Origin of the sequence: Pseudotabrizicola sp. L79, assembly GCF_036553525.1 — a bacterium.
Classification (GTDB): Bacteria; Pseudomonadota; Alphaproteobacteria; order Rhodobacterales; family Rhodobacteraceae; genus Pseudotabrizicola.
Genome location: NZ_JAZHDA010000053.1, coordinates 478,407 through 493,418, shown reverse-complemented (window position 1 = coordinate 493,418; position 15,012 = coordinate 478,407). Strand labels below are relative to the sequence as shown.

The 15,012-nt window shown below is 57.1% G+C and carries 13 protein-coding genes; 4 read left to right on the top strand and 9 right to left on the bottom strand.

Features of this window, described 5'->3' with window-relative positions; translation table 11 throughout:
• Positions 1 to 8: 8 nt before the first annotated feature.
• From V3C85_RS17325 to V3C85_RS17300, 6 genes are all read right to left on the bottom strand, one after another.
• A complete protein-coding gene (locus tag V3C85_RS17325; RefSeq protein WP_331796663.1) occupies positions 9 to 752 on the bottom strand; it encodes an SDR family NAD(P)-dependent oxidoreductase in 744 nt (247 codons plus the stop codon).
• On the bottom strand, positions 749 to 3,115 hold the full coding sequence (locus tag V3C85_RS17320; protein WP_331796661.1) for a DUF4962 domain-containing protein: 2,367 nt from the start codon (positions 3,113 to 3,115) through the stop codon (positions 749 to 751). The genes V3C85_RS17325 and V3C85_RS17320 overlap by 4 nt, the downstream gene beginning before the upstream one ends.
• Positions 3,116 to 3,193: 78 nt before the next feature.
• Positions 3,194 to 4,759: an extracellular solute-binding protein gene (locus V3C85_RS17315; RefSeq protein ID WP_331796659.1), complete on the bottom strand. Its 1,566-nt coding sequence runs from the start codon at positions 4,757 to 4,759 to the stop codon at positions 3,194 to 3,196.
• Positions 4,760 to 4,793: 34 nt separating this feature from the next.
• Entirely contained in the window at positions 4,794 to 5,675 is an 882-nt protein-coding gene (locus V3C85_RS17310; protein ID WP_331796658.1) for a carbohydrate ABC transporter permease, read from the bottom strand.
• Positions 5,676 to 5,688: 13 nt separating this feature from the next.
• The gene (locus V3C85_RS17305) at positions 5,689 to 6,618 is read right to left on the bottom strand and encodes an ABC transporter permease (protein WP_331796657.1); all 930 of its coding nucleotides are present in this window, start codon (positions 6,616 to 6,618) and stop codon (positions 5,689 to 5,691) included.
• Between the two features lie 34 nt (positions 6,619 to 6,652).
• A complete protein-coding gene (locus V3C85_RS17300) occupies positions 6,653 to 7,756 on the bottom strand; it encodes an ABC transporter ATP-binding protein (protein WP_331796656.1) in 1,104 nt (367 codons plus the stop codon).
• Between the two features lie 318 nt (positions 7,757 to 8,074).
• Between V3C85_RS17300 and V3C85_RS17295 the strand changes: the two genes are divergently transcribed.
• From V3C85_RS17295 to kduD, 4 genes are all read left to right on the top strand, one after another.
• The gene (locus tag V3C85_RS17295; RefSeq protein WP_331796654.1) at positions 8,075 to 8,758 is read left to right on the top strand and encodes a GntR family transcriptional regulator; all 684 of its coding nucleotides are present in this window, start codon (positions 8,075 to 8,077) and stop codon (positions 8,756 to 8,758) included.
• 153 nt (positions 8,759 to 8,911) lie between these two features.
• Positions 8,912 to 10,210, top strand: a complete 1,299-nt coding sequence (locus V3C85_RS17290; protein ID WP_331796652.1) for an MATE family efflux transporter — start codon at positions 8,912 to 8,914, stop codon at positions 10,208 to 10,210.
• A 46-nt stretch (positions 10,211 to 10,256) separates the two neighbouring features.
• Positions 10,257 to 11,084 carry a 5-dehydro-4-deoxy-D-glucuronate isomerase gene (gene kduI / locus V3C85_RS17285; protein ID WP_331796650.1) on the top strand — a complete coding sequence of 276 codons (828 nt, stop codon included), beginning with the start codon at positions 10,257 to 10,259 and terminating at the stop codon, positions 11,082 to 11,084.
• Positions 11,081 to 11,836, top strand: coding sequence for a 2-dehydro-3-deoxy-D-gluconate 5-dehydrogenase KduD (gene kduD / locus V3C85_RS17280; RefSeq protein ID WP_331796648.1), 756 nt, complete (start codon positions 11,081 to 11,083; stop codon positions 11,834 to 11,836). Before kduI ends, kduD begins: the two co-directional genes overlap by 4 nt.
• A gap of 43 nt (positions 11,837 to 11,879) precedes the next feature.
• Here the strand turns inward: kduD and manD are convergent, their stop codons facing one another.
• From manD to V3C85_RS17265, 3 genes are read right to left on the bottom strand one after another with little or no spacing between them, the layout of a single operon-like run.
• Positions 11,880 to 13,106: a D-mannonate dehydratase ManD gene (manD, locus tag V3C85_RS17275; RefSeq protein ID WP_331796647.1), complete on the bottom strand. Its 1,227-nt coding sequence runs from the start codon at positions 13,104 to 13,106 to the stop codon at positions 11,880 to 11,882.
• Between the two features lie 25 nt (positions 13,107 to 13,131).
• Positions 13,132 to 14,331, bottom strand: a complete 1,200-nt coding sequence (locus tag V3C85_RS17270) for a Gfo/Idh/MocA family protein (protein ID WP_331796646.1) — start codon at positions 14,329 to 14,331, stop codon at positions 13,132 to 13,134.
• A gap of 13 nt (positions 14,332 to 14,344) precedes the next feature.
• A complete protein-coding gene (locus tag V3C85_RS17265; RefSeq protein ID WP_331796645.1) occupies positions 14,345 to 14,950 on the bottom strand; it encodes a sulfite oxidase heme-binding subunit YedZ in 606 nt (201 codons plus the stop codon).
• Positions 14,951 to 15,012 lie beyond the last annotated feature (62 nt).

Genomic DNA, 15,012 nt, shown 5'->3' with positions numbered 1-15,012 from the left:
CTTTCAGATCAGCTGAACAGCATGCCGCCGTTGATGTCGATATTCGCACCCGTGATAAAGGCAGAATCTTGGCAGGCCAAAAAGAGCACAAGATTGGCCGCATCATCGGTATTCCCCTGCCGTTTCAGCGGGGCGGCGGCTTCATAGCCGCGACGACCGGCATCTGGTGTGTGGACGTTATGGAAATCAGTATCGATCATGCCTGGGCACAGAGCGTTGACGCGGATATTGGGGCCCAGTTCCTTGGCCAGACCGCGCGTCATAGTCATGATGGCGCCTTTCGCCGTGGCATAGGCCACTGCCCCCGGCCCGCCCCCGTCACGCCCGGCCTGGCTGGCCAGGTTGACGATTGCACCGCTTTCCATGTGCGGCAGGCAGGCCTTGGTAATCCGGAACGTGCTGGTCAGGTTGAGATCCATCACGGTCTGCCAGTGCTCCAGCGACATTTCGGCCAGTTTCTTGCGGGCCACCAGGCCGCCTGCATTGTTGACCAGCACGTTGATGCCACCAAATTCGGCAACTGTCTTTGCGATCAGCGCATCAACATCGGCCTGTTTGGTCAGGTCACCTTGCAGAGCAAAGGCCCGGCCCCCGGCAGTGGTGATATCTGCCACCGCCTGGTCGGCCCCTGCGCTGCTGGAGAAATAGTTGATCGCAACATTCGCGCCCTCGGCGGCAAGTTTCAGCGCGACGGCCAGGCCGATATCGCGGCCAGCGCCGGTGACAATGGCGGTTTTTCCCTGAAGTTTCATTTGGTATCCTTTTTCTTGGCAGCGCCGGACGGTGTTGTGCCGACATCGAAGGTTTTGGGGATGACGACTTTGAAGCTGCGGTCCTCGGCATCGGTAAAATAGAGATCGCAGTCATAGCCTTGGTCGTCGAGGAAGCTGAACACGCGGCGCGGTGCCGCCAGCGGATAGGGAACGATCAGCGTGGCAATCCGGTGCCTGATTGATTTTGGAAAGCGCGCGGTCAGGCAGGTGCTGACGGGCAAGCCTTCGATTTCGGCAGGGTCAACATTGGGAAAACCGGTTTCTTGCGTCAGATGGGCGGGGCCAGCCTCGGACCACAGGATTTTCCCATAGAATCCAGCCCGCTCACCAGTATAGCGAAAGGTGCTGTCGCCGAGCGTAAAGGGCGCATTGGCATGCAGGCGCCAATCAATGGAAACGGGCGTATCAGCATCAATCTGATCAACGATCACGAAGTATTCGTTGTTCACAAAATACACGTCGCGCAGCACAGAAGTAACCTCGGGCGAAAGTGTCTTATAGGCCGGGGTAGCATCGCCGCTGATGAAATAGTGGTTGTCGCGTTGTTCGGCGGCCAAAATGCGGCCCGTCGATTTCATGGCAATGGTCTTGTCGCGCCCGGCATACTGCCCTTTGCCATCAATCAGGATCGCGTTCTTTGAAACTGTCTGCCGCCGCCAGTTCTGGTGCATCGTGCTGTTAAAGGCGACGTAATGCCCGGACTGAATAGCAAGATCTTCGCCAAATGCTGCCAGACAAAAGGCATTCTGGTCGCCATGGCTGTGGCTGATCGACCCGAAGGGCGAGGATTTCATGACGAACTGGATATGGTTTTCTGGGTCGGCCATGGCGTGCTGAATGCCCACCCAGCCGATGCCTTTGAACCAGCGCAGACCGCCTTCAGGTTCTCTGGCCTCGACAGTCGGAAAATCGGTGCGAAACACCATCTCGTCAAAATTGGTGTCCCACCAGCCCCAGTTGTAAAAGGCCATTTCGGTTCCTGGGTTCAGCCGCAGATTTTCTTCGCAATACCACTGATAGGCACCATTGCCAGTGACACCGGCGAATTGGCGCATGTTCAGCCCGGTCTTGATGCAGGGAAGATCGCCCATGGTGCTGTCATCACCAAAGGTGGCGCGGCGCGTATTGGGGGCCTTGCAGAACAAGGGGAAATCCCCAGTCTTCTGAAAGAAAGGCCTCTGGTACAGGTCAAGTCCGGTATAGGATTTCAGCCTGTTGGCCGCATCAATCAGATAGGCCATGCCCATCATCCAGTAGTTGGTGCCCTCGGCCCAACCGCCCTGATGGTCGCCCCAGGGCGAATAGACGGTGAACAGAAACTCGATGCAGTAATCCAGCCATTCCCGGGCTTCATCCGCGCCGCTCTCATCTTCGGCCAGCAAAGCGATGCAGGCTGGGATCAGCGTCAGCGAGACTGAGCGGACGGCGTGGCTGTCATAGGGAAAGAGGTGGATGTTTGCGCTTTTGATCGCGTGTTCGGCGATATCGCGGGTGCGTTCCAACAGTGCTGCGCGGACCAAAGCGCGTTCTTCCGCATCCATTACATCATAGAGCCAATCATACCCCCATGCGAGGGCATTGGTCACGCGGTAAGCCCACTCATCAGTATAAGCGCGCGAGGTGACACCGCTTGGCGACCAGCTTGCCGCCTCAAGCAGCCATTCCTTGGCGCGGGCCAGCATGGCGGCATCGCCCGTCACCACACCGCCGATGGCTAAATGACGGATGGCATACCAAAGCTCTTGTAACTCGATATAGGTCTTGCGCCAGACAGCTGCCACGCGCTTGTGGTCTGGGTAGCCCGCAGGTTCTGTCATCACCGGGCGGTCCATCCAAGGCAGCACGGAATGCGCGTAGAAATGCGACCAAGTGCAGTGGCTGGGATCAGCTTTTACGGCGGCGCGGAACGTTTCCAGCCTGTCAGGGGTTAGCCACAAACGGGGGTGACTGCGGGTGGCTTTGGCATAGCGTGCCTTGCGCGACGGCAGCGGGGTTTCGGGCAGCCCTGCCTCGATAGAGAATTGGCGCGTCTCGCTCCACCCTGTGATGGGGTCGCCTGTGGCCGCGCAAACGGCATAGGACCAGAAATAGACCCCCGGCGCAAAGGTGACGTCAGGTGTAAAGAAATTCAGCGGGATGTTCTTGAACACCTGCGTGGATTTGGCCGGAAAGCCTGCATCTGGGGAAACGCGCAGGATATATTGCGCCTCATCCTCGATCACTGGCAGCCAAGTAAAGCGGGGTGGGTTTTCCGCGATCTCGGTTTGCGCATCTGGCGCGTAGTGAATCGTCAGGCGGCTTGCCTTGGGTTCGTCAAGCCGAAGAAGGGGTTGGGCAGACATGAGCGTGCCTTGTTCTGGAAGGTCGGAGAAATGGGGCGTGGCCGGAAGATCTGGGCCACGCCCATCGACTGCGAAGGATCAGCCGTATTGACGGGCATAGGCCGTGTTCATCACCTCGATGACCTGCTCATACCCCATCTTGTTCAGGGTGGAGATATAGCCATCCCAATCGGCCTTGATGTCCCCTGTGCCAAGGATCCAGGCCTGCTGACGCTCAAGCATGTAGGTGCGCAGAGACGGCCAGTATTTGTCGTAGATTTCTTGCTCTTCCTTGTTGAAGGACACACCAAGGAACTGATCGAGCAACAGATTGTTGGCATCATACAGCTCGATCCCGGCGCGCGCCTCGGGCGAGGTCCACTGCCATTCGTAGCGATAGTCCATCCAATAGCCGCGATAAATCTGCGCCCCTTCAAGATACATCTGGCTGTTGACCGGAGAGTCGCTGTTCAGCACTTCGGGCTTGTAGGTTGGCTCGCCGTCCACCATGTCCCACGTCTTGCCCTCAACCCCGAAGTTCGACAGGTTGCGACCCTCTTCGGTGAACCAGAAGTCGAAGTACTTGACCGTTTCGACCACATGATCGTTTGTATAGCTGATCGCCCAGCCATCGGGTTTGACTGGGGTCCGGCGGTGTTCTTCTACCCGCACGCCCTTGGCCGAAGCTGGCGGCAGGAAGGGAGTGAAATTGAACCCGTCGATCTTTTCCGCCAAGGCGGCATTGTAGCCGCTGGTCGATGCGAACCAGTCATGGGTTGATCCCCCAAGATTTTCGCCCAACAGATAATCGCGGGACGATGATCCGCGGGTAAAGATTTCGGGGTCGATCAACCCCTCTTTGTACCACTGCGCAACATTCGCCAACGCATCGCGATACGCGTCTTGGGCATAGGGGTGCACCACCTTGCCCTCGGTTGAAACGTAAAAGTCATGATAGGTGTCTGACCCTGATGATCGCGCATCCCAAAGGGTGACAAGCCGGATCACCTCTTCCCAGTCACGGGCAAAAAAGGGAATTTCGTCTTTCTTGCCATTGCCATTCGGGTCTTGGTCGCGAAAGGCCTTCAACACTTCGTAGTATTCATCAACGGTTTGCGGCTGTTGCAGGCCCAGTTTGTCAAGCCAGTCCTGGCGGATGTACCACGCCCGCCCGAATTTGCCGTCAGGCAGATAAGGAATGTAGTAATAATTGCCGTCGAAAGCGGTGATCGACGCAAGCACCTCGGGGTTGGCGTCCCAGAAAGCTTGAATATGGGGGGCGTGCTCCTTGACCAGATCGTTCAGGGGCACAAAGGCACCTTCGGGGCCATATTGGTTGACCGGCTGCTTGATCAGATTGCCACCCACGATATCGGGCAGATCGCCCGAAGCGATCAGCAGGTTCATCGCCTCGTTGTTGTCCTTGGTGTTCTTGCCCGAGGTTTTGTCGATCAGATGAACGCCGGTCATCTCGCGCGCAGCTTCTTCGACCGGATAGAGTTTGCTGGTATCGCCGCCCGGTCCATACCCTTGGGCGCGGGGCCAGTGCATGTGGATCGTCAATTCCAACGGGTCTTCGACAATGCGAAGATGGTCATCCGCCAATACGGGCGAGGTCAGAGCGGTGGTGCCAAGAATGGCAAGTGTCACTGTTAGTTTCCGCATTTTGGTTTCCTCCCTTGATGCGTCATTCTTGCGGTTATTCCTTGACCCCACCCATCAGGATGCCTTTTGAGAAATACTTCTGCAGGAAGGGGTAGATCAGCAGGATCGGGATAATCGAACAGACGATGATCGCGGCGCTGACGGTTTCGAACGAATAGGCGGCGGTCAGCAGGGTGTTGGCGAATTCCTCATCATCGCTGAGGTCTGCAATCACCTTGCGCAGATAGACCTGCAACGGGATCTTGTCTTCGTCCTGCAGCAGCACCATGGCCCAGAAAAAGCCGTTCCAGCGCGATACGATGCAAAACAGGGCAACGGTGGCGATGGCTGGTTTTGAGAGCGGGACATAGACTTTCCACAGTACCTGGAATTCGTTGGCGCCATCCATCCGCGCGGCTTCTTCAAAGCTTTGCGGGATTGCTTCAAAGAAGTTGCGCAACAGGATGATGTTAAAGCCGTTGACCGCAAAACCGATGATGATGCCGAAGTAGCTGTCCAGCAAACCAAGATCGCGCATGTTCAGAAAGAATGGGATAAGGCCGGCGTTGAACCACATCGTGAAGGCAACCATCAGGTTCCAGAACCGCCGCCCGAACAACTGCCGCCGCGACAAGGCATAGGCCCCGGGAATGATGAATGCCAGGCTCATCAACGTGCCGCCGATCGTATAGATGAACGTGTTTTTGTAGCTGGTCCAGAACAGCGGTTCTGACAGAACTTGCCGATAGGCCTCTAGGGTAAAGCCGACCGGGGTCAGCACGACATTGCCCGCGCGGGCCTCGAACCCGGTGCTGAGAGACAGCGACGCAATATAGATGAAGGGGTACAGTGTCGAGATGGTGAACAGGGCTATCAGCACCATGTTGACGATCACAAATAACCTGTCGCCGCGGGAATAGAGATTCATATTGGCCATTTGGCGTGTCTCCTCACCACAGTGACGTGCGCGAGTAGCGCTTGGAAATCGTGTTCGCTGTCATCACCAGAACAAAGGCCACAACTGCGTTGAACAATCCGGCGGCAGCGGCGAAATCATACTGCCCGCCTTGCAAGCCTTGCCGGTAGATGAAGGTATTGACGACATCAGCGGTCTGATAGGTCGCCGGCTGATACAGCAGGATGATCATCTCGAACGACACTTCGAGGATGCTGCCGATACGGATGATCAGCATGATGATGATCGTTGGCATGATCGACGGCACGGTAATCTTCCACATCATCTGCCACCGGCTTGCCCCATCAACTACGGCAGATTCGTACAACGTGGGCGATACACCAGCGATGGCGGCCAGATAGACGATTGATTGGAACCCGGCCTCTTGCCAGATGCCCGTGCCGATAAAGATCGGGCGGAACCATTCAGGTTTGGTCAGAAAATAGATCGGCTCGATCCCGATCCAGCCCAGCATAGTGTTCACTATCCCGGCCGATGGTGAGAAAGCCGTGATCACGATGCCAGCGATGATGACCGATGAAATGAAGTGCGGCAGATAGACAATGGTTTGTGCTGTCTTCTTGAATTTCTGGTTCAGCACCTCGTTGAACATCAGCGCCAGCATGATCGGAACCGGGAACCCGAACACCAGCCCGTAAAAGCTCATGATGATGGTGTTCTTCAGGGCGCGCAAAAACTGGTCGTTGTTGAACAGGGTTTCGAAATGCTCGAATCCGATCCAGGGGCTGCCCGCCACGCCACGGAAAATCGAGTAATCCTTGAAGGCGATCTGCAATCCATACATTGGCTTGTAGAGAAAGATCAGCAGCCAAAGGATGGTTGGCAAAAGCATCACATAAAGCTGCCACTCTCGCCGAAGATGGTCGGTGATGCGTGTCAGCTTGCTTGGGGCCTTATTGGCCAACTCAGTCTTGACGGGGGGCTGGTTCGGGGGGTGCTCATGGCTCCAACACCTGTCCCGGCAGGGCCTGTCCGGTCTTGGCGTCAAACACCCGAACCAGATGCGGTTTGATGGTAAAGCCCGAAACATCGTTCAGCTTGTCCATTCGCCCCACGGTCTCGGTGCGAATGACAAACGCTTGCCCTTGCAACGTGGCATGGATCAAGGCTTCGGACCCAAGCGTCTCGATCAGATCGACATCGATTGAAACTCGCTCTGGTGTTGCGCTGTCTGCGATGGTGACGAATTCAGGGCGGATGCCCAGGATCACCTCTGTGCCAACTGCGTCTTTCAGGGCCTCTAACGGCGCGAGTGTTAGCTTGTCATTACCAAATTCGGCAACGGGCGCGTTCCCGGCAGCCGTGATGCGGGCCTTGACCATGTTCATTGGTGGAGAGCCCAGAAAACCCGCCACAAAGGTGTTGGCCGGGTTCAGGAACAACTCCATCGGTGTGCCGATCTGTTCGATCCGGCCATCGTGCATGACCACGATCCGGTCGGCGAGTGTCATCGCCTCGACCTGGTCGTGGGTCACATAGATGCTGGTCACGCCCAACCGCTTGTGTAGGCGCTTGATCTCGGCGCGCATTTGGGTGCGCAGCTTGGCATCAAGATTTGACAGCGGCTCGTCGAACAAGAAGACGCGGGGGCGACGCACGATGGCGCGGTCCATAGCCACTCGCTGGCGCTGTCCGCCCGACAAATCGGCAGGGCGGCGTTCCAGATAGGGCGTCAGGCCAAGGATCTTGCCAACCTCATCGACTGCGGCAGCGATGTTTTCCTTGCTTTCCTTGCGGATACGCAGGCCAAAGGCGATGTTGTCGGCGACATTCAGGTGGGGATAAAGCGCGTAGTTTTGAAACACCATCGCGACATCCCGATCCTTTGGGGCTACGCGGTTCATCACCCGGCCATTGATCGTCAGTTCACCATCACTGATCTCCTCCAGACCGGCGATCATGCGAAGTGTCGTAGATTTGCCGCAACCCGATGGGCCGACAAGCACAACGAATTCCTTTTCCTGAACTTCCAGGTCGATCGCATGGACCACGCGCACCGCGCCGTAGGCTTTTACGATTCCTTTAAGGCTGACTCCGGACATATCGCCTCCCTTGAATGCACCACCTCCTCGCAGTGCATTGAAATCGAGAGGCCGATTCGCCTCATCGTGAAATCTGGTATACTAGTAATTTTTCTGGTATACTAGTCTGAAATGGTGTAGCTTGAATTCAAATCTCAAGACTGGCAGCGCATAACAGCGATGGCGCGGGTCAGAGGCAATGACATAAGGCACCGCTTTTGCGGTCTGCGCGCGTGGCATAGGGCTTAACCTGCCGTATTGGCGGGTTAGGCCGGGCGGCGCAGATTTTGTGGGCGAAGCGGCGTTGAACGAACGAAGGAGAGGGTTTTGGGCGCACATGTGAACCAGCTTGGTGAGCGGCGGACAAGTGTTGATGATATTTTCGACTTTTTGCACGAAGAGATCCTGACGTTGAACCTGCGCCCGGGGGACAAGATTTCCGAGGCCGATATCGCTGCCCGGTTCGGAGTGTCGCGCCAACCCGTGCGCGATGCCTTTAGTCGGCTTGCCAATCTTGATCTCCTGTTCATCCGACCGCAGCGCGCAACCGAGGTGAAGCGGTTTTCGATGCGCGAAACCGCAAAGTCCCGCTTTGTGCGTCTTTCGGTCGAAACTGAAGTCTTGCGCCGTGCGGCGCTGCGCTGCACCGCACAGGATGCCGCCAAGCTTGAAGCGGCCCTCGCAGACCAAGAGCAAGCCATTCGCGACCGCGATGTCGAGCGGTTCGGCGTTCTTGACTATGAGTTTCACAAGCTGTTGTGCAGCATAGCAGATGCAGATTTTGCCTTTGACGTGATCATGACCGAAAAGGCCAAGGTGGATAGGCTCTGCAGGCTGGGTCTTTCAAAAGAAGATCGGATGCCTGAACTGGTGAATGATCATCGCGCGATTGCCAAGGCCGTGGCGGCCCATGATTGCGACGGTGCCTTGGAGGCAGGCAGGCTACATCTGTCACGACTGGATGAAACGATCCGGTGGATCTCGGAAACCAACGCCAACTACTTTGAGGCCGGGGATATCTGAGGGCCTGCGGTGGCGCTGCGGCCTGTCATGGCTGCGCTTCCCTCCGAGATGAACTGTGAAAGCCGCGCGTCGATGCCTTGTGACCCCAGTGAAACGCCTGTGACACCTGCTACGGGCCCGACCGCCCGCCATGTGTTTGCCATGGCCTGGCCCATGACCATCAAGGCCATCTTCCTGCACGGCACGGTTGTGATTGATGCCTATCTTGTGGCCGCGTTGGGAGAGACATCTCTGGCGGCGGTCGGCCTTGCCGCTGCCATTGCCGGGTTCGTGCTTGGGGCGATTCAGGCCTTTTCTGGTGCGATGCAGATCCGCACGGCCCAAGCCTTCGGGGCGTCTGATCCAGTCTTTCTGAAATCTGCCCTTGCCGCGGGTATGGCCATCAGCCTGACGGTGGGCCTTGTGGGGTTGATCCTTGTTCTTGCCTTTGGGGGATCCATCATTATCGCCATGGCTCCATCGACCGAGGTGGCTGGCCTGGCGCAGGAATATCTGGCGGTATTCTGTCTGGTGATCCTGGGCGAGGCAATTGGTCAGTGTATTTCAAGCTATCTCAACGGTTGCGGCGAGACCAAGCTGCCCCTGTACAGCCTTTGTCTGTCTGTTCCCATAAATGTGGTCAGTAGTGTGGTGCTGATCCATGGCTATTGGGGCCTGCCGGCCTTTGGCGTGGCGGGTGCAGCCATGGGCAGTGTTATCGCAGTGGTGGTTCAGGTTGCGTTCTTGCTGCATCGTCTGGTGCGTGTTGCCGGTCATCTGCGTCATGTGCCAGGCTGGCGCCAGCCCAGTTTTTTGCAATCGCTGAACCGGCATCTGGGCTTTTCCTTGCCCATTGCCGCGACCTTTCTCAGTGCTGCCGTGTCAACTCAGGTCTGTGCGCTGATCTATGCGAAACTTAGCCTGAACGAATTTGCGGCCATGACGCTGATTGGCCCGTGGATCAATGTCACCGGCACTGTCGGCATGCAGTGGGCGGTTGCGGCGGGCATCATTGTGGCGCAGCTTCTGGGCCAAAAAGAACAAGAGCAGGTGCTAGACCGCTTTTTGGCAAGCGCTTGGAGAGGGGCATTTATCGCCTCTTTCGGGGTGGCGCTCCTATTGTTGGCGGTGTGCCTGTCGGCCAATGCTCTCTATGGCGACCTAAGCGCCGAAACACGCAGCATCGTGCTGGCCTTTCTACCCATTCTGTTGATCCTTCCGTTCCCAAAAGGGTCGAACGCGATCTGTGGAAACACGCTGCGTGCCAGTGGCGACACGATCTATGTGATGAACCTGTTTGTTGCTGCTCAATGGTTGTTTCGAGTGCCCGCAACGGCGCTGGCGGTACTGTATTTTGATGTGGGGGCGGTCTGGGTTCTTTCCATCCAACTGTGGGAGGAAGTGCTGAAATTTCCCGCCTTCCACCGCCGCTTGCTGACGGGAAACTGGAAGAAATCGGTGATTTCGGGGTGATGCCCGGTCGCCGATCAACAGACTATTTTGTGTAAGGGAGGCCGATATGTTGAACACCCAACTGCGCCGGGCAATCGACCCGCGCCATGCTAAAACGATGGGTACGCAAGATCTGCGGGCGGAGTTCCTGATTGAAGATCTGTTCTTAGCTGACACCGTTCAACTGGTCTATTCCCAGTATGACCGGATGATTGTCGGGGGTGCGCTTCCCGCATCGGGGCCGCTGACGATTGACAAGGTGGCCGAGACTGGAACGCCTTCGTGGCTTGATCGGCGTGAAGTTGTCTTGGTCAATCTTGGAACGGCCGGTGTGGTGCAGGTTAGGGGGGCCTCTTATGCACTTGGCCGCTACGATATGCTGTACTTGGGCATGGGGGCTGGCCCGGTGACCGTGTCGGGGCCAGATGCGCGGTTCTATCTTTTGTCTGCCCCAGCCCATCAGGCCATTCCGGACCGGCTGATCACCATTGATCAGGCCAAACAGGTGGCGCTCGGAGGACGCGACACATCTAATGAGCGGATCATCTATCAGTTCGTACATCCGGCAGTAATGGAAAGCTGTCAAATCGTCATGGGCATGACCAAGTTGGCGACAGGATCAGTCTGGAATACCATGCCCGCCCATTGGCATGAGCGTAGGTCAGAAGCCTATCTGTATCTCGATCTGCCCGAGGACCAGACTGTGCTGCATCTGATGGGAGAGCCAGATGAAACCCGTCATTTGATTGTGCGCAATCAGCAGGCGGTGTTGTCGCCACCTTGGTCTATCCATTGCGGGGCGGGCACGTCTTCCTACAGCTTCATCTGGGCGATGGCGGGAGACAATTTGGACTATACCGATGTCGATATGGTGGCGATGGGGGATCTGGCATGAGCAGCTTCAGCCTAAACGGCCGCCGCGCCTTTGTATCTGGGGCCAATACCGGCATCGGTCAGGCTATCGCGGTCGATCTGGCGCAACATGGCTGCCACGTTATTGTCGTTGGGAGGTCGTCGATGGCGGATACCTTGGCAGCCGTCAGGGCTGTCGGGGGCAAAGCTGATCCACTCGAGGCTGATCTGGGCACGGTCTCTGGTGCAACGGCCGCTTTCGAAGCCGCCGTTCAGCGGTTTGGCCCGATAGATACACTGATCAATAATGCTGGCATCATCCGGCGAGCCGATAGCCTGGTCTTTACTGAAGAAGATTGGGACGCGGTGATGGACATCAACCTGAAAGTTGTTTTCTTCTTGTCGCAAGCCTTTGCTCGGGCAAGGACGGTGGCAGGGCAGGCCGGCAGCATCATTAACATCGCGTCGCTGCTGTCGTTTCAGGGGGGCATTCGGGTGCCGTCTTATACTGCGTCGAAAAGTGGTGTGGCCGGGCTTACCAAGCTGTTGTCAAACGAATGGGCGGCCAGAGGCATTACGGTCAATGCTGTGGCTCCGGGCTATGTGGTTACCAACAACACCGAAGCGCTGCGCGAAGATGCCGCTCGAAATCAGGCCATCCTTGATCGCATCCCTGCCGGACGTTGGGCCGAGCCATCCGACATTGCTGGGGCGGTCACGTTTCTGGCCTCGCCCGCAGCCCGCTATGTGACGGGTATAACGTTGCCGGTAGATGGGGGCTGGCTGGGCCGATAGCATCGATCAGCTCGGACAGCCGCGCCCGCCTAGGCGGGCGTGGCTAATAATTCCACATGGTTCCGTCTTGCAGTCGCACAATCGGGTGGCTGCCTGCCCTATAGCTGTATCGCGCCGCTTGTGTTTCGTCGAAATCCACTCCAAGGCCTGGCGCATCACTGACATAGACCATGCCGCTTTCCATTGTATGGTTCGAGGGGAAAAGTGCGTCACATTCGGCTGTGCCTAGAACCAGATATTCCTGAATGCCAAAATTCGGGGCCCACGCATTCAAATGTGCCTGGGCCGCCATGCATAGTGGAGAATGGCTGGGCGCGCCGTGAAATCCTGTTCGTACATGGTGCAAACCCGCCAGATCAACGATGCGCTTAACCGGGGTAATGCCGCCGGCATAGGTCACTGCCACGCGGATGTAGTCGATCAGCTCGGCCTCAATCAACGTGTTGCAATCATAGACCGAGTTGAAAACCTCGCCGATTGCTATGGGAACGGTTGAATGCTGGCGCAACAGGCGCAGCGCATCCTGATCTTCGGCTGGAGTCGGGTCTTCCAGCCAGAAAAGCCGGACAGGCTCCACCGCTTTGGCGAACTCTGCGGCCTCTCGCGGGGTCAGGCGATGGTGAACATCGTGCAGGATGTGCAGGTCAGGGCCAAAGCGCGCGCGGATTTCGGCCAAGGCATCCGGCATATAGCGCATGTAGTGGCCGGTATCCCAGATTTCGGTCTTGGGCCGGATGCCGCTGAAATCGGTTATGTAATGCTTGCCTTCCCCTTTGGTCTCGGGCACGGCATAGCCTGCTGTCGGCATCCCCGGAATGCCGCATTGCACCCGCACGGCTTTATAGCCTTGTTCGACGTAATGGGCGATCGAGTCGGTCAGATCGGCCAGATCCGATCCAGTAGCATGGGCATAGACCATCGCGCCTGTCCGGCTCTTGCCTCCGAACAGTTGATACAGCGGCATGTTCGCCAGCTTGCCCTTGATGTCCCACAGAGCCATGTCGATGGCTCCAAAGGCAGCCATGGCAATCGGCCCCCGCCGGAAATAGGCGCCGCGGTACAGAAACTGCCAGATATCCTCGCTGTTGCGTGGGTCCATCCCGATCAGGGCCGGGATCAGATAGTCCTGTAGATAGGCGGCGGGCAGGGTTTCACGATTGTTCAATGTGGCGTCACCCAGCCCATAAATGCCCTGATCTGTCATTATCTTCAGGGTGACGTAGTTCTTGCCGGGGCCGCCAACGAAGATTTTGCCATCGGTGATTTTCATGGGCGCTGCCTTTGTTGGTGGTGCATCATGAGAGTTGTGGCACATCTGCCCAGCCGTCGTTTTGCCGGATCAAGTCAATGATCTGCTGATACTGGCTGCCTTCTGCAAAGGTGGGATAGGGCTCGACCGCTTTGCCCTGAATGTCCTTTACGAACAGATCGGCCAGTATGTGCCAGCACTGCTCGGTTTCGCCGGGAACATCAGGCACGGCGGCGGCAAGGTCTGCAGGTAAGGGCTGTTCAATCCAGCCGGTGGTCTTTGTATAGTGAAACAAGGCCCCGCTGCCGTAGTGACCTTTCAGATAAATGGCCCCCTCACGACCGTAGAAGACGATATGATCTTCATGAAACCGCGGCACGAGGCCACCATGTTTGAACAGCACAGAAACCGGCTGATCGGCAAAGGCGCTTTGTATCCGGGCCAGCACGGTGTAGGACCATTCCACATTGCTTTGCCCCCATTTGAGCGCTGGATCGCTCAGGTCTGTGGGAATGAAATCACGTCGGGTTGCAAAGTTATGAACGCCCTCGACAATCGGAGCGCTGCCCAGATCATCGCGCAGATCGCCCATGACTGACAGGATATTGTCACCGATGACTGCCGAGACGATCGAAAGGGTGTGGGTAAAATTGTTGTTCAGCCGCCCGCCGCCGTCTTCTTTGCGATGAGACCAGCCAAAGGGAATCGCGCGTTCAAGGTTGAAATGAGAGATGCATTCGACCTCGGTCGGCGCCCCGATTGCGCCTTGTGCGATCAGCCGACGGGCATGCTGCACGCTGGGTGTGTAGCGAAAACTTGCGGCATAGGCTGTCTTTACGCCCTTTTGCCGGGCAAGCTGGTACAGGGCAATGGCTGTATCCCCACATTCAGTCATGGGCTTGTCGCAAAAGACATGGCAGCCAAAGGCAATGGCTTGTTTGATTGCTGCGTAATGCGCCCCACCCGGCGTTGCGACTGAAACGATGTCGGGTTGGCAGGCAAGCAGTGCCTGATGCAGATCCGTGCCGTGGTAGGGTATGGCCAGTGCGTCAGCGACGTCGGCCACAACCTTTTGTGTGCGCCCGACTATGCCCACCACATCGGCCTCCGTAGCCCGAAACGCAGCGGCATGGCCTTGGCCCGCAAACCCGGTGCCAACAACCAAAACCTTTAGCTTGCTCATACTCTCCACCCTCTGTGTATGTTGGGTGACTAGTATCCTAGTTTGTTGGCTGGCGTCTGGCAATCACCATCCTACGTTAGGCAACGCGTAACTGCCTGCGGTGATAGGTGGACCAAAGGCGATAAACCTCTAGCCCGGCAAGCGGTAAGAAATGGGCCAGAGCCGGCCCAACACCGCCCCAATTGTGCAACGCGGCCCAGTGCAGCAGCGTTAGAACAGCAGCCAGATAGACAAAGCGCTGCAGGGTCTTCCACCGCGGGCCAAGCGTGCGCACCCAGCCATCGGATGAGGTGACCGCGAGCGGCACAAAGATCAGAAAGGCGATCCAGCCGGTCCAAATATAAAACTTGGTGATCTCAGAACTGGCAAAAGCCACAGTTCCCTTGTCGACCAAATAGGAGATTGCATGCAGCATTGCATAGGCAAATGCGGCAACACCCAGATAGCGCCGCCGTTTCATCAACCATCTGGGCCCGCGCCACCCCTTGAACAGCATGGTCAGAGGCGTGATCATCATGCTGAAAATCAGAAAGCGCGCAGCGAATTCGCCAGTGGGGTGCAACAAGCCATGCACTGCGCGCGGATCACCCGAGGCCAGCCCCGCGATCATCGGAATGGCGGGCAAGGACAGCAACGCCCAAAAAGTTACTGGGCGGTTAAAGGTATCAGAGAGGGAAGACATCGAAAGGCTCCTACGGGTTTTCACAAATACGCCGGGCCGTCGCACTTCCGTCGCCTGTTTTG

Coding starts and splice junctions, on each gene's coding strand:
- V3C85_RS17325 (WP_331796663.1), bottom strand. CDS start 752: ATGAAACTTCAGGGAAAAACCGCCATTGTCACCGGCGCTGGCCGCGAT.
- V3C85_RS17310 (WP_331796658.1), bottom strand. CDS start 5,675: ATGGCCAATATGAATCTCTATTCCCGCGGCGACAGGTTATTTGTGATC.
- V3C85_RS17290 (WP_331796652.1), top strand. CDS start 8,912: ATGACCATCAAGGCCATCTTCCTGCACGGCACGGTTGTGATTGATGCC.
- kduI (WP_331796650.1), top strand. CDS start 10,257: ATGTTGAACACCCAACTGCGCCGGGCAATCGACCCGCGCCATGCTAAA.
- manD (WP_331796647.1), bottom strand. CDS start 13,106: ATGAAAATCACCGATGGCAAAATCTTCGTTGGCGGCCCCGGCAAGAAC.
- V3C85_RS17300 (WP_331796656.1), bottom strand. CDS start 7,756: ATGTCCGGAGTCAGCCTTAAAGGAATCGTAAAAGCCTACGGCGCGGTG.
- V3C85_RS17315 (WP_331796659.1), bottom strand. CDS start 4,759: ATGCGGAAACTAACAGTGACACTTGCCATTCTTGGCACCACCGCTCTG.
- kduD (WP_331796648.1), top strand. CDS start 11,081: ATGAGCAGCTTCAGCCTAAACGGCCGCCGCGCCTTTGTATCTGGGGCC.
- V3C85_RS17265 (WP_331796645.1), bottom strand. CDS start 14,950: ATGTCTTCCCTCTCTGATACCTTTAACCGCCCAGTAACTTTTTGGGCG.
- V3C85_RS17320 (WP_331796661.1), bottom strand. CDS start 3,115: ATGTCTGCCCAACCCCTTCTTCGGCTTGACGAACCCAAGGCAAGCCGC.